This window comes from Bradyrhizobium genosp. SA-3 (genome assembly GCF_004212635.1).
GTDB lineage: Bacteria > Pseudomonadota > Alphaproteobacteria > Rhizobiales > Xanthobacteraceae > Bradyrhizobium.
The window spans coordinates 1-14,011 of the sequence record NZ_PSRT01000179.1 but is presented as its reverse complement, the minus strand read 5'-3'; the positions used below and the strand labels follow the sequence as shown (position 1 = coordinate 14,011).

The following is a 14,011-nucleotide window of genomic DNA, read 5'->3' as shown; positions in this document are numbered from 1 at the left end:
GGGGGAAGATCAGATTTGCTTCGCTTCGCTCGCAATGACGGAGAATGCGGCAACAGCAGCGCATCACAACGCACCGGCGAGCATGCGGAGACAACCCCTCACCCAAGTGAGCTTGTGTCGACCGGCGGTGCTGCCCTCTCCCGCAAGGGGAGAGGGCACTGCAATGCGCAGTCGCTCGCTCTCAATGTGTGCCCGACCATATCTGGAAACACCCGATCGCGATCTCGATCACGATCAGCACCACAATCGCGATTTCGAGGCGGAGCGAGCGCTGGGTGTCGATGATGTCGGTCAAGGCGTTGGCGGTCTCCGACACCGCCGTGAGCTTGCGCTCGAGCGTGTCGAGGCGCTCCTTCAGCTCATACTCGTCCTCGAGACGGGCGTAGAGCCGGTCGAGCTCGGGCTTCTCCCAGAGCACGTCGGGTTTCTCGGCGACGGCAACACGGCCCGCGACACGCTGCTGGACGAGAAGCGCATTGCCGATCAGCCGTAAGATACCCTTGCGCCGGCGCGGCGTACGGCCGCGCTCGGCGAGCTCCCGCGCAAACGGCTCGATCACGTCGAAAACCGCCGCGACGCGCCGCTCGTCGCGGGCAAGCGACGTGCTCTTGGCGAGCGCATCCGCGATCAGGAGCAGCCGGTCGTCGGAGAATTTGGCGATGCAGATCGGCCCGCCCGGCTGGATCGCCTCGGCATTCTCGTCCTTGCAGAGCTGCGCCTGCGCGGTCTCTTCCTCATGAGGACTGAACTCGCCGATCACCCGCGGCTTCAGGCTGTCGATCAGCACCGTCTCCTCCGAGGGCAGAAGTCCGATCAGCACCACGACGCCGTAGCGGAAGATCACGACAAGGCCGGCATGGACGCGGAAGGCGGCCGGCGTCGAGGACACCAGCGTGCCGATCTCGAGGCCGGAGGCATTGATGCGGTCGCCCAGCATCAGCGCGCGGACCCGCAGGGTCGGCGCGGCGTCCTGCTTCGGCGTTGCTGCCGTCGCGTTGACGGCGAGTTGATCGGCGTTCATCCAAGGCCTCCGTCAGCACCAATCAGCACCCAAGTCGCACATCGTCCCCGTTCGACGGTTGGTTGCATCCCATCCTCTACTTGGACGGTTGCCCTGCGCTGCGCAATATCGTCGTCGGACTCCGGGTTAATACGGCCCGGACGAGCTTGTGCCGAAACATTCGACCAAAATACCATCCCGCGCGCGACACATTTGGCTGCGAGTTTACCATTGCATGCCGAAGCCCCGCCGAAAAGTTGCACTCGGCAACGCCACGTGTTTATGACAACATCATGAAAAGCTACGCTTCTTCCGAAGTGCAGATATTGAAGCTTCAATCATGCTGAGCGTCATCATTCCGACCGAAGGCGTCGAGCAGACGGCAGTCGCAACGCTGGCCGCGCTCGTCCCCGGCGCCGCAGCCGGCATCATCCGGGAAGTGCTCCTGGTCGACGGCACCCGCAATGGCGTCATTGAGCGCGTCGCCGACGTCGCAGGCTGCCGCTTCATCGGCTTCGAGGGCTCCTCGCGAGGGGCCGCGCGCGCCGCCGGCGCGCTTCAGGCCCGTTCGCCGTGGCTGATGTTCCTCCCCGCCGGCGCGGTGCTGGAAACCGGCTGGATCGAGGAGACCACCCAGTTCATCCAGGCCGTCTCGAGCAGCGGCCGCGATCGAGCGGCGGTGTTTCGCTATGCGCGCTCACCCTATGCCGACACCGGGCTCGGCGACATCTTCCGCGCCGTGGCGCGCAAGCTCGTCGGCCCGTTCGGCGATCAGGGGCTTTTGATCGCGCGTGATCATTATGACCGGATCGGCGGCTACCCGCCGCAGGCCCGCCGGTCCGAGGCACGGCTGCTCCGGCGGCTCGGCCGCTCGTCCCGGACCATGTTGCGCAGCCGGATCGTCATGGTCGGCTGAAGCCACCAAATACTTGCCAAAGTCAAATAATTGTTTGACAATGGCAAGTATCGAGGTGACCCATGTCCTTTGAAGCTTCCGACAACCACATCGGAGCGGTCCGCGCCTTCAACCGCTTCTATACCCGCAAGCTTGGCGTGCTCGACCAGCACCTTGGAAAAAGCCCGTTTTCGCTCAGCGAGGCCCGGGTGCTCTATGAACTCGCGCATCGCGACGACCTGGCAGCCAAAGAGATCGGAAACGAGCTTGGTCTCGACCCCGGCTATCTCAGCCGTATCGTACAAAGCTTCGACGAAAAGGGGCTGATCACGCGAAGACCCCTGCCCGCAGATCGCAGGCAATACCAGCTCAGCCTCACCGCCAAGGGCCGCCAGGCCTTCGCCAAGCTGAACCTAGGCTCGCAAAACGACGTTGCCGCCATGCTCGCTCAGCTTTCGGCCAGCGATGCAACGCGGCTCACGCAGGCGATGGCGACCATCGAGGCTGTGCTGGAGCAACGTCGAAGCCAGCCCGCGGCTTTCGTGCTGCGCAGCCATCGCGTCGGTGACATGGGCTGGGTCATCTCCCGACAGGCCGCCGCCTACGCCGCGGACTACAACTGGGATATCAGCTACGAGGCACTGGTCGCCGAGATCTGTGCACAGTTCATCAGAAACTACGACGCCGCGCGCGAGCACTGCTGGATCGCGGAAGTCGGTGGCGAGCCGATCGGCTCGATCTTTCTGGTCAAGGCCACGGATGAGATCGCCAAGCTGCGCCTCTTGCAGGTGGAGAAGAAAGCGCGGGGGCTCGGCGTCGGTCGCGCGCTGGTCGAGCAATGCATCCAAGGCGCACGCGAGAGGGGCTACAGCAAGATGACGCTGTGGACGCAGAGCATCCTCGTCGCTGCGCGCGGCATCTATCAAAGTGCAGGCTTCAAGCTCGTGAAGGAGGAGAAACACCACAGCTTCGGTGTCGATCTGGTCGGCGAGACGTGGGAGCGGGATTTGTAACGAGCTTGCTGCGGGAGAAATGCACGTTGCGGCGAGATGCACGTTGATGTGAGAGGGCTGCGACGCTGGCAGACACAGACTCGCTTGGGTGAGGGGTATGTCTCCGCGGTCTGGAATCGTAGGGTGGGCAAAGGCGCATTAGCGCCGTGCCCACCGATCTAGCATTGCGACAGGAGTGGTGGGCACGCTTCGCTTTGCCCACCCTACGATCCTGATGGTGTGGAGAGACGCTGGAGAGCTATCCGTGCTCACACCGTCGCGCCCTGCGCCTTCGGTCTTCGCAGGTGCTCGTCCAGCCTTGGCATGATCTCGACGAAATTGCAGGGCCGCGTGCGGTAGTCGAGCTGAGCCGCAAGGATGCCGTCCCAGCCGTCGCGGCAGGCGCCGGGCGAACCTGGCAGGCAGAAGATGTAGGTCGCGCCGGCGACGCCCGCAGTGGCGCGGCTCTGGATCGTCGACGCGCCGATCTTGGCGTGGCTCAGCATGTGGAACGCGATCGAGAAACCGTCCATGCGCTTCTCGAACAGCGGCTCGATCGCCTCCGGCGTGACGTCGCGCCCGGTGAAGCCGGTGCCGCCGGTGGTGATGACGACGTCGATGCCGGCATCCGCAATCCAGCGGCGGATCACGTTGCGGATCGCCTCGACGTCGTCGGTGACGATCTCGCGCGCGGCGAGCTGATGGCCGGCGGCGGTGAGACGGTCGACGAGGGTCTGGCCGGATTTATCATCCGCAAGCGCCCGCGTGTCGGAGACGGTGAGCACTGCGATATTGAGCGGAACGAACTGCTTTGTTTCGTCGATGGAGGCCATGGTGCGTCTCTCCTGTCCCGGACAAGGTGCGGCGCATCAGCGCCGCGCCGCAGAGCCGGGACCCATCTTGGAGACTTGGGAGACCGGCATTGTGGGCCCCGGCTATGCAGCGCATCGCTGAAGAAGCGCTGCGCTGCGTCCGGGGCACGGTGGCGAGAACTACAACGCTCCCGCACCGAACGTGTTGCAGGCCTGCACCGAGCCCTGCTGGTAGCCGGTCATGAACCACTGCTTGCGTTGCGCCGCCGAGCCATGGGTGAAGGAATCGGGCACGACGCGGCCCGTCGCCTGGCGCTGGAGCGTATCGTCACCGATCGCGCTCGCCGTGGTCAGCGCGGCGTCGATGTCGCCGGGCTCGAGGAAGTTCGGACGCTTCTTGGCCTCGCGGTTGACCCAGACGCCGGACAGGCAATCGGCCTGCAATTCCACCTTCACCTGAAGCGCATTCGCCTCGGCCTTGCTGCCAGCCTGCTGCTGCAGCCGCGTCACGCGCGGAATGATGCCGAGCAGGTTCTGGATGTGATGGCCGGCCTCGTGCGCAATGATGTAGGCGGTGGTGAAGTTACAGGCGGACTTGCCGGAGCAGCCGCGGAAGCGCGTCTCCACCTCGCGGAAGAAGCCGGTGTCGAGGAAGATGGTGCGATCCGGCGGACAATAGAACGGCCCCATCGCCGTATGCGCCATGCCGCAACGGCCGCCATTGGTGGCGTTGCGGAACAGTACGATCTTCGGACCGGTATAGGACTGGCCGCTGGCCTGGAAGATCTCGCTCCAGCGATCGTCGATCTCGCCGAGAATGCCGGAGATCATGCTGCCCATCTCGTCGGTCGGTGCGCCGCGCTTGCCGGAGGAGGCCTGGCGGTCGGTCTGGTAGGTGGGCGCATGGCCGCCGCCGGTGAGGATCTCGGCGCCGCCGATCAGGATGCGCGGGTCGATGCCGAAGGCGTAGCCGACCAGGCCGAGGATGATGATGGTACCGATGCCGAGCCCGCCGCCGCCCATCGGCAGCCCGAACCCGCCTCCTCCGCCGCCGCCAAACCCACCACCTTCGTCGCGACGATCCTCGATGTCGTCGCTGCGGCGGAAGTCATCGTAACGCATGGCGGCCTTTCCCCTGGGGGTCCCTGGTATCGTCGGCTTCGTCGGGCGCATGAGCGCCAAAGCTCAACGCGCCACACAGGTAAAATTTCCGTTGCGTTTATCAATATCGTGGCCGGCAAAAATTGCCTAGTGCGACACCATGCCGATGCCAGCAATTTTTTCCGAGGGTCGAGCAATTTTTTCCGAGAGAAATTTGGAGCCTTTCCGGAGCCTCGACTGCTCCCGCGACGCGAAGAAGTGCGAAATGCACTGTAAAACACGGCGAATGCGCGCAACGTCCCGCACACAACGCGCGATGCGGAGGCTGCTCACGAAAGCGGCGGGTTAAGTCGATTTTTACTTTGCCGCTTCAATGTAACGGTCAGTCGGTTGTTTGGTCCCGCGTCGCCGACAGCGTCGCCTGAGTCAGAGTTCTTGAGTCATGGTAGAGTCGCGTCGCGGGGCGTCTGCAAGGGCGCCCCGCACAAATTTTGAGTCCCCTTCGCATCGCATCATCCTCGGCGATTGCGTCGCCGAGATGTCGAAGCTTCAGGCCGGTTCGGTCGACCTCGTGTTCGCCGATCCGCCCTACAATCTCCAGCTCAAGGGCGATCTCAAGCGCCCCGACGAATCGCATGTCGATGCCGTCGACGACGACTGGGACAAGTTCGATTCGTTCTCCGCCTATGACGATTTCACCCGCGCCTGGCTGCTCGCCGCCCGGCGCGCGATGAGGCCATCGGCGACGATCTGGGTGATCGGCTCCTATCACAACATCTTCCGCGTCGGCGCCATCATGCAGGACCTCGGCTTCTGGCTCCTGAACGACATCGTCTGGCGCAAGACCAACCCAATGCCGAATTTCCGCGGCCGCCGTTTCACCAACGCGCACGAGACCATGATCTGGGCCGCGCGCGACGAGAAGGCCAGGGGCTACACGTTCAACTACGAGGCCCTGAAAGCTGCGAACGAGGACGTGCAGGCGCGTTCCGACTGGCTGATCCCGCTCTGCACCGGCGAGGAGCGCCTCAAGGGCGCCGACGGCAAGAAAGTTCATCCGACGCAGAAGCCGGAAGGCCTGCTCGCGCGTGTGCTGCTGTCCTCGTCCAAGCCCGGCGATCTCGTGATCGATCCCTTCAACGGCACCGGCACCACCGGCGCGGTCGCAAAGCGTCTCGGCCGCTCCTATATCGGCTTCGAGCGTGACAAGACCTATGCGAAGGCGGCCGAAGCCCGCATCGCGGCGGTCGAACCGCTGCCGGAAGAGAGCCTCGCCCCATTCATGACCGCGCGCGAGGCGCCGCGGGTCGCGTTCTCCGAGCTGATCGAGCGCGGCATGATCATGCCCGGCACGAAACTGTTCGACGCCAAGAAGAAGCTCGGCGCCCTCGTGCGCGCCGACGGCGCCATCATGCTGGGCGACAAGGTCGGCTCGATCCACCGCATCGGCGCCGTGGCGCAAGGCTCGGCCGCCTGCAACGGCTGGACCTTCTGGCACGTCGAGACCAAAAAGGGTCTCAAGCTGATCGACGAGCTCCGCGCGGAGATCCGCGCCGGCATGGCGGCGGAGTAAGGTCCCTCCATCGTCATTCCGGGGCTCGCGCAGCGCGAACCCGGAATCCATCGAACCACAGCGCAAGCCGCCCAATGGATTCCGGGCTCGCGCCAAGAGGCGCGCCCCGGAAATGACGGCGGCAGTGGTTGAAAGCCGCCTCCGCCAGGACTAGATTCGCCCGATCAGTCTCGTCCCGACCGGTCCTCCCATGCGACGACAGTCCGAGACATTGCTGCTGGTGCCGCTACTGCCGATCTTCCTGCTCGGCATGTTTCCGATGTTCCTGATTGCGCTCTTGGGATTTTTCGGCCTCGCCTTGTTCGGCGTGCTCGTGGTCTGCGTCGGGCTCGCCAGCAGCAACGAGGCTCACGACAATTTCAATCACGACGTCATCGTGCACGGTTACGCGCGCGGAACGGAGCGCAAGGCGCGGGCGTCCGATATGCATCTCGCCACGCGACTTGGGCTGCGCCTGGAAGCGGTCGGCGCCGCCATGATCATTACGGCGGCGATCGGTCTTTGTTACGCCGGCTGATCTGCGCCACGCGCAGATACCGCCCGGCAAACTCGCCGGTTGCGCTTCCGAAAGGTTCGGGCAAGACAAGCGGCCTCGCTGCAATGATGCTGCGCCCGCTCTCGGCAACAACTCCCTGGGGAGATGATCGATGCTCAAATTCTATTTCAACGGATCGCCGAACCCGACCAAGGTCGCGCTTTATCTCGAAGAGTCCGGCTTGCCCTTCGAGCCGGTCGCGGTCGACACCCGCAAGGGCGAGCAATTCACGCCGGAGTTCCTCAAGATCAATCCGAACGGCAAGGTGCCGGCGATCGACGACAATGGCACCATCGTGTTCGACTCGAACGCCATCCTGCTCTATCTCGCCGAGAAGACCGGAAAATTCCTGCCCGCCGCCAGCGTGCGCGGCGAGACTCTGTCGTGGCTGATGTTCATCGCGACCGGCGTCGGGCCCTATTCGGGTCAGGCCGTGCACTTCAAGCATTTTGCGCCGAAGGACCAGAACCACGACTACGCCCACAACCGCTACCAGTACGAGACCGATCGCCACTACAGGGTTCTCGATGGTCACCTCAAAGGCCGCCGCTACATGGTCGGCGACGACTATTCGATCGTCGACATGGCGCTGTGGGGCTGGGCGCGGATGGTGCCGTTCAAGCTCGGCGACGATGCCTTTGCGCGATACCCGAACGTCAAGCGGCTGGTGGACGAGATCTCGGCGCGGCCCGCGGCGGCGCGCGCCATCGCCTTGAAGGACAAGTTCACCTTCAAGGCGGAGATGGACGACGAGGCGAGAGCCAACATGTTCAAGCACATGAAAACGAAAGTGGCCTGATCGCGCGGCGTTCTTCGAGGCCACGCGCATGCGCGTGGCCTCTTGCTTTTAAAGCTCAGGCGGCGTGGACTGTCTCCAGGAACCTGGCGACTTCGACCTTCAGGCGGTTGCTGTCGGCCGACAGCGAGCGCGCCGCCGAGAGCACCTGCGATGAGGCCGAACCGGTCTCGGAAGCACCACGCTGCACGTCGCCGATATTGGTCGAGACGCGCTGGGTCCCGTGAGCGGCCTGCTGCACGTTGCGCGAGATTTCCTGCGTGGCGGCGCCCTGCTCTTCCGCGGCGGCGGCGACCGCTGAGGAAATCTCCGACAGCCGCTCGATGGTGCCGCTGATCTCCCTGATGGCGCCAACCGATTGCTCGGTGGCGGCCTGGATGTTCGCAATCTGCTGGCCGATCTCGCCGGTCGCCCTCGCCGTCTGCTCCGCGAGCGCCTTGACCTCGGAGGCGACCACGGCAAAGCCGCGACCGGCTTCGCCCGCGCGCGCGGCCTCGATGGTGGCGTTGAGCGCGAGGAGATTGGTCTGGCCGGCGATGGTGCTGATCAGCTCGACCACGTCGCCGATCCGGGCGGCCGCCTTGGAGAGCTCGCCGACGCGGTCATTGGTCCTGCTCGCCTGACCCACGGCCTCGCCCGCGATGCGGGCGGATTCCTGCACCTGGCGGGCGATCTCGCTCACCGAGGAGGACAGCTCCTCGGTGGCGGAGGCGACCGCCTGCACGTTGGCGGTGGCTTCCTGCGACGCGGATGCCACTTCAGTCGATAGATCCTGGGCCCGCGAGGCGGTCGTGGTCAGCGTGCCGGCGGAAGCTTCCAGCTCGTTCGATGCCGACGATACGGTGTTGACGATCTCGCCGACGGCCTGCTCGAACTGGTCGGCGAGCCTGACCATATCTTTCTTGCGGCTCTCGGCCTGCCGCGCCTCGAGTTCGGCCTGCTCGGCGCGCATGCGCTCGGTGTCGATCATGTTGTCCTTGAACACCTGGATCGCCTTGGCCATGTCGCCGGTCTCGTCGGCCTTGCCGCGCCCGGGAATCTCGATGTCGAGATCACCGCCGGCGAGCCGCCCCATCGCACGCGTCATCGAGGTCAGGGGACCGACGATGCTGCGGGCGATCAGGAAGGCGACGATGCCGCCGAACAGGACGGCGAGACCGCCGGCGATCTCCTGAACGGTGGTCGTGCCGGCGATCACGGCTGCGGCATGGTTGCGCGACTCCTGATAGTCCCTCTTCAGCGTCGTTTCCGCGGCCTTGAGCCTGCCGATGCTGTCGACGATGAGGGGCGCGAGGTTCTTGTGATAGATCTCGTCGGCCTGAAGCATCGCGGCCGATGTCGTCTCGAACGCGGATTTGTAGATTCCGAGCGAGGTCTTCACCGGCGCGATCGTGGCGCGCAAGTCCGCTGCCTGGGGGCTTTTCTCGATCGCCGCGAGCCGTTGCGCGGCCCTGTCCACACTCGCCCTGAAATTCGCCGGCCCCTGCGCGTCGCGCAGGGCCAGGAAACGCCAGTTTGCGACCCGGACAAGGAGGATCCTGGATTCGAGGTCGGCGACCAGGGCCGCGGTGTCTTCATCGGCGGCGGCGCGCGCCGCATCGACCAGCTTGCCCATCTTGACGGCCAGCTCTTCCCCGCTCGGCAGCAGCGTCGCCTTGCCCGTTCTCGCCTCGTTGACGGCGTCCCCGAGATTGTCGCGAAGGCGTCGCATCTTGGCGATGTCGCCGATGAGGCCGTTGTAGAGCGCTCGCCGCTCCTCCGAGAGCGTCCCCTTCGCCCCGACCTGCAACAGCTCGGTCGCCGCGGTCTCCCGCTCTCGCGCCTCTTTCATCGCGGGTTCGTTCGCGTCGTAGACGTAACGCAGATTGGCGCGCTGGATCGCCTGAAGATGGGTCGATATCTCCAGCACCCGCGCCGTGCTGTCCGAGAGCGCGGATTGTCTTGCGACCTGATCCTGCACCGCCCGCAAATTCCAGACGGCGACCACCGCCATCACCAGACCGACCGCCACGAGGGCCATGAAGCCTGCGTACAGGCGTCCCCTGATCCGCAAACGAAACTTCGGCATTCCCACTGTCCACCCAGATGCATTTCACTTCGAGCGGCCGAACGATTCCGGCGATCGTCACCGGCCACCCCGGCAGCCGCGTGTCGCGTCTTTGCGACTCACGCTGCACCGCGACACAATGGGGGACACTCGTTAATTGAACCTTCCAATTGTTCGCGCAGGGCCGCGGCAGCGCCGACAAAACCTGCTGATTTTGTCGGCAGTTGCTCTCGCTCCCTACGTCCGCCGGACAGCCTTCTCCAGCTCGTACGCGATCTCCGCCCGGGTCATCCCACAGTCCTGAAGCTCCCGTTCGGTCATGGCGGCGAGCTGGCACCGTGCCCGAGACCGCTCGCGACTGATACGAACCATCTCGACCAACGCCTGCCAGGCCCGCACGATCATCAACGGGCCTGACGGAGGAGATCGGCTGGCGGACGTAGCGCGGCTCAAGACCGTCAGTTCGCAGCCCTCACGCCCGCTTGCGGAAAAGGACCGAGCGCCTTCTCGGTCAGGACCGCGTCGCAATATTCCCGGATCTCTTTGATCTTGCCGTCCTCCAGGCGAAACACGAGACAATAGTCGTTGTCGTAACGGACGCCTTCGGGCGTGACGTTGTCGCCCTTGGCTTCCACCACGACGATGTCGCCATCGGCGATGAAGCGGTGGGCGACCGTACGCGTGCGGTCACGCAGGCGGGTGCGGACATAGCCGTGCAGATCGTTGAGGATCGCCTCCTTGCCCGCAAAGGTGCGCGACCAGGAATACTGGCCGGTCACGACCCATTTGGCATCGTCGGCAAGGCTCGCGGCGAACAGCGCACGATCGCGCGCGGCGGGATCAGGGTTGGCGGCGGCGGCAAAGATATCCTGCATCAATTTCTTGTTGGCGCTCGCGCTCATGGCGGCATCTCCGTTTGGTGGCAACACGGAGAACATCGCCGCTCAACGGGAATTCTTCAAATCGATAGCGGATATGATATCTATTCACCTCATGAATTTGAATTCGCTTGACCTCAATTTGCTGACCGCCCTCGACGCACTGCTGCGCGAGGCCAATGTCAGCCGCGCCGCACTTCGGATCGGCCTGTCGCAACCGGCGGCGAGCCATGCGCTCCAGCGCCTGCGCGACATCTTTGGCGATCCGCTCCTGGTGCGCACCGGCGCGCGGATGGAGCTGACGCCCCGGGCCGAGGCGCTCCGCGCCCCGCTGGCCCACGCGCTCGACCAGGTGCGCGGGTTGTTCGTGCCTGAGGATTTCGACGCGGCGCGCAGCGAACGGCAATTTCGCCTGATGATGCCGGATCTGGCGGTCGAGCTGTTGATGCCGCCGTTGATGGAGAAGGTGACGCGCCTTGCGCCCAACGTTCGCATCGAAATCGTGCCGTGGCGCGGATCTGCGATCTTCCACGCCGAGTTCGCCCGCACCATCGACCTCGTGATCTCGATCGGCAACGCCTTCAAGGGTTTTCACCGCCAGCTGCTCTACACCGACAGCGACGCGCTGGCGGTGCGGCGCGGCCATCCGATGGCTGCGAAGCTGACGCGGCGCGAAACGTTCCTGGCCGCACGCCATGTCGGCGTCATCATCCGCGGCAGCGCTGAGGACCTGATCGACACCTGGCTGCGCAGCAAGGGCATCGAGCGGCACATCTCATTGGTGGTGGCAGGCTATCTCGAAGCGCTGCACGTCGCCGCCCGCACCGATCTCGTCGCCTTCGTGCCGCGCCGGCTGATCGCGGCGCTGTCGAAGCAGCTTGGCCTCGTCACGGTGACGCCACCGCTCGACCCCGGGATCGACGAGCAGTTCATGTTCCATCCGACACGCGCGCAGATGGACCCCGGCTCGATCTGGCTGCGGCGGCTGATGCTGGAGACGGGACGGGAGCTAGAGAAGGAAAAGCGGCGTGCGGGGTAGGATGCGGCTTCAAACAAATGGTGTCGTCCCGGCCTAGTGCGCAATTGCGCACGGGGGCCGGGACCCATAACCACAGGGAGTCGTTTGGCGAAGACTGGTCGTTCGGTACGCTTACCGATCGCAATCGATAGATTCCGCGGTATGGGTCCCGGCCTTCGCCGGGACGACAGCGGAGTATGTGGCCGCGCGCTACGCCTTCTGCGCGTCCATCACCTTGCGCACGGCGGGACGGTCCGACATGCGCTTGAAATGATCGGCGATCTTCGGCGTCGCGTTGATGTCGACGCTGTCGCCTTCGAGCCAGTTCGAGAGCGTGTAGAGATAGGGATCGCAGACCGTGTACTGCTCACCCATCACCCAGGGCCCCCTGAACATCTTCTGCTCGATCAGGGCGAAGCAGGCCGCCATGGTCTTCGGGACCATCGCCTTCATGTCGGCGAACGAGCTTTCCTGCGTCGCCCAGCGCGGGCCGCGCATCTTGTGGGCATGGTTGATGTGCACGGTCGAGCAGAGATAGGAGTTGAACGACTGCACCTGGGCGAAATCGAAGGGATCGTCGAGCGGCGCGAGCTTCGCCTTGGGGAAGGTCTGCGCGATGTAGGCCAGCATCGCCGGCGTCTCGGTCAGGATGCCGCGATCGGTCACCAGCGCCGGCACGCGGCCCTTCGGGTTGATCGCGAGATAGTCCGGGCTGTTCTGCTGATTGTCCTTGAAGCTCAGCCGCTCGGCCGTGTAGTCGGCACCAACCTCCTCCAGGGTGATGTAGGTGGCGAGCGCGCAGGTGCCGGTGGCGTAATAGAGCTTGAGCATGTCGGACCTCCTAGGAAAGCTGGAAATTAGCGGCTGTCGGCCGTCAGGTCCATAGCACGAGCCCCTCTTCGCAGTTGCCCACCGCCGCCCGCCTATGCCAAGACGCCCGCAGTCGGAGGGGTTTTGTCATGACGGTACTCATCGCCGGTGGCGGCATCGGCGGGCTGACGCTTGCGCTCAGCCTGCACGGAATCGGCGTTCCCGTAAAAGTGTTCGAGAGCGTCGCGGAATTAAAGCCGCTCGGCGTCGGCATCAACGTGCTGCCGCATGCTGTGCGCGAGCTGATCGAGCTCGGCTTGATGGACAAGCTGGATGCCAGCGGCGTGCGGACGCGCGAGCTCGCCTATTTCTCCAAGCACGGCAAGCCGATCTGGAGCGAGCCGCGCGGGCTGGAGGCTGGCTACAAATGGCCGCAATTCTCGATCCATCGCGGCACGCTCCAGCAGCTCCTGCTCGACACTGCGGTCGAGCGGCTCGGCCGCGAGAACATTCTCACCAGCCATCATCTGACCGGCTGGACCGAGACGGCGGGAGGCGTGCGCGCCGACTTCATCGACAAGGCGACCGGCAGGGCCGCAGGGACTTACGACGGCGCGATCCTGATCGCCGCCGACGGCATCCATTCCGCCGCGCGCGAAAAGCTGTACCCGGGCGAGGGCCCGCCGATCTGGAACGGCCGCATCCTCTGGCGCGGCGTCACGCCTGCGAAGGCCTTCCTCAGCGGCCGCACCATGATCATGGCCGGTCACGAGATCCTGAAATTCGTCTGCTACCCGATCTCGAAAGAGCCGGATGCGGCGGGCAATCACCTCATCAATTGGGTGGCCGAGCGCCACATGCCGCCGACCTATCAATGGCGCCGCGAGGACTATAACCGCACCGCGCGGCTGGAGGAGTTTCTGCCCTGGTTCGAGAGCTGGCAGTTCGACTGGCTCGACGTGCCCGGCCTGATCAAGAACTGCCCGCACGCCTATGAATATCCGCTGGTCGACCGCGATCCGGTGTCGCAATGGACGTTTGGCCGCGTCACGCTGATGGGCGATGCCGCACATCCGATGTACCCGATCGGATCGAACGGCGCCTCGCAGGCGATTCTCGATGCCCGCGTCATCACCCGCGAAATCCTGGCCCACGGACCGACGCAGGCCGCGCTGCTCGCCTATGAGGCCGAGCGGCGGCCCGCGACCACCGACCTCGTCCTGCTCAACCGCAAGAACGGCCCCGAGCAGGTGATGCAGCTGGTCGAGGAGCGCGCGCCCGACGGCTTTGAGGTCGTCACCGACGTGCTGTCGCAGCAGGAGCTGGAAGATATCGCCGCCAATTACAAGCGCGTGGCGGGATTCCAGGTGGAAGCGCTGAATGCTAAGCCTGCGATCGTGTCGCGGCCGGATGGGCATTCGCGTCATCCGACGAGCGGCCCGTCCGCCCGGATGCAGGCCCGGTAGAGCCACGGCGACGCCCGTTATCCCGTTGGGCGGATCAGTCTCCTAACCGATTTCGCCTTTCACCTAGTCGTGAGTTGGGTCCGCTGCC

The 14,011-nt window shown here is 64.8% G+C and carries 14 protein-coding genes; 7 read left to right on the top strand and 7 right to left on the bottom strand.

The genetic code is table 11. From position 1 onward, the window contains the following. Window positions 1-181 precede the first annotated feature (181 nt). On the bottom strand, window positions 182-1,021 hold the full coding sequence (locus CWO91_RS37690; RefSeq protein WP_130220471.1) for an RMD1 family protein: 840 nt from the start codon (window positions 1,019-1,021) through the stop codon (window positions 182-184). A 319-nt stretch (window positions 1,022-1,340) separates the two neighbouring features. Between CWO91_RS37690 and CWO91_RS37685 the strand changes: the two genes are divergently transcribed. Continuing rightward, window positions 1,341-1,916 (top strand): glycosyl transferase, encoded by a 576-nt coding sequence (locus CWO91_RS37685; protein ID WP_130220470.1) that lies wholly within the window; start codon window positions 1,341-1,343, stop codon window positions 1,914-1,916. A gap of 62 nt (window positions 1,917-1,978) precedes the next feature. After that, window positions 1,979-2,908 carry a bifunctional helix-turn-helix transcriptional regulator/GNAT family N-acetyltransferase gene (locus tag CWO91_RS37680; protein ID WP_130220469.1) on the top strand — a complete coding sequence of 310 codons (930 nt, stop codon included), beginning with the start codon at window positions 1,979-1,981 and terminating at the stop codon, window positions 2,906-2,908. 248 nt (window positions 2,909-3,156) lie between these two features. Here the strand turns inward: CWO91_RS37680 and moaB are convergent, their stop codons facing one another. After that, window positions 3,157-3,720 (bottom strand): molybdenum cofactor biosynthesis protein B, encoded by a 564-nt coding sequence (moaB, locus tag CWO91_RS37675; RefSeq protein WP_130220468.1) that lies wholly within the window; start codon window positions 3,718-3,720, stop codon window positions 3,157-3,159. A 159-nt stretch (window positions 3,721-3,879) separates the two neighbouring features. Then, window positions 3,880-4,821 (bottom strand): KPN_02809 family neutral zinc metallopeptidase, encoded by a 942-nt coding sequence (gene ypfJ / locus CWO91_RS37670; RefSeq protein ID WP_130220467.1) that lies wholly within the window; start codon window positions 4,819-4,821, stop codon window positions 3,880-3,882. A 421-nt stretch (window positions 4,822-5,242) separates the two neighbouring features. Between ypfJ and CWO91_RS37665 the strand changes: the two genes are divergently transcribed. The 3 genes from CWO91_RS37665 (at window position 5,243) to CWO91_RS37655 (ending at window position 7,707) form a co-directional block, all read left to right on the top strand. Beyond that, a complete protein-coding gene (locus CWO91_RS37665; RefSeq protein WP_130220466.1) occupies window positions 5,243-6,373 on the top strand; it encodes a site-specific DNA-methyltransferase in 1,131 nt (376 codons plus the stop codon). A gap of 190 nt (window positions 6,374-6,563) precedes the next feature. After that, complete coding sequence (locus CWO91_RS37660; RefSeq protein ID WP_130220465.1) at window positions 6,564-6,890, top strand: hypothetical protein; 327 nt, start codon at window positions 6,564-6,566, stop codon at window positions 6,888-6,890. Window positions 6,891-7,020: 130 nt separating this feature from the next. Then, window positions 7,021-7,707, top strand: coding sequence for a glutathione S-transferase family protein (locus CWO91_RS37655; protein WP_130220464.1), 687 nt, complete (start codon window positions 7,021-7,023; stop codon window positions 7,705-7,707). Window positions 7,708-7,762: 55 nt separating this feature from the next. Here CWO91_RS37655 and CWO91_RS37650 read toward each other — a convergent pair whose 3' ends face one another. The 3 genes from CWO91_RS37650 to CWO91_RS37640 all read right to left on the bottom strand — a co-directional run bounded on the left by CWO91_RS37650 (window position 7,763) and on the right by CWO91_RS37640 (window position 10,653). Next, the gene (locus CWO91_RS37650; RefSeq protein WP_165405987.1) at window positions 7,763-9,772 is read right to left on the bottom strand and encodes a methyl-accepting chemotaxis protein; all 2,010 of its coding nucleotides are present in this window, start codon (window positions 9,770-9,772) and stop codon (window positions 7,763-7,765) included. 216 nt (window positions 9,773-9,988) lie between these two features. Then, window positions 9,989-10,123 carry a DUF1127 domain-containing protein gene (locus CWO91_RS45155; protein ID WP_283811069.1) on the bottom strand — a complete coding sequence of 45 codons (135 nt, stop codon included), beginning with the start codon at window positions 10,121-10,123 and terminating at the stop codon, window positions 9,989-9,991. Between the two features lie 86 nt (window positions 10,124-10,209). After that, window positions 10,210-10,653, bottom strand: coding sequence for a nuclear transport factor 2 family protein (locus CWO91_RS37640; RefSeq protein ID WP_165405986.1), 444 nt, complete (start codon window positions 10,651-10,653; stop codon window positions 10,210-10,212). 91 nt (window positions 10,654-10,744) lie between these two features. Between CWO91_RS37640 and CWO91_RS37635 the strand changes: the two genes are divergently transcribed. Further along, a complete protein-coding gene (locus CWO91_RS37635; RefSeq protein WP_130220460.1) occupies window positions 10,745-11,668 on the top strand; it encodes a LysR family transcriptional regulator in 924 nt (307 codons plus the stop codon). A gap of 189 nt (window positions 11,669-11,857) precedes the next feature. Here CWO91_RS37635 and CWO91_RS37630 read toward each other — a convergent pair whose 3' ends face one another. Next, entirely contained in the window at window positions 11,858-12,478 is a 621-nt protein-coding gene (locus tag CWO91_RS37630) for a glutathione S-transferase family protein (RefSeq protein ID WP_130220459.1), read from the bottom strand. A gap of 128 nt (window positions 12,479-12,606) precedes the next feature. On the opposite strand from CWO91_RS37630, the gene CWO91_RS37625 reads away from it, so the two are divergent. Then, window positions 12,607-13,923 (top strand): flavin-dependent oxidoreductase, encoded by a 1,317-nt coding sequence (locus CWO91_RS37625; protein ID WP_130220458.1) that lies wholly within the window; start codon window positions 12,607-12,609, stop codon window positions 13,921-13,923. Window positions 13,924-14,011: the final 88 nt, after the last annotated feature.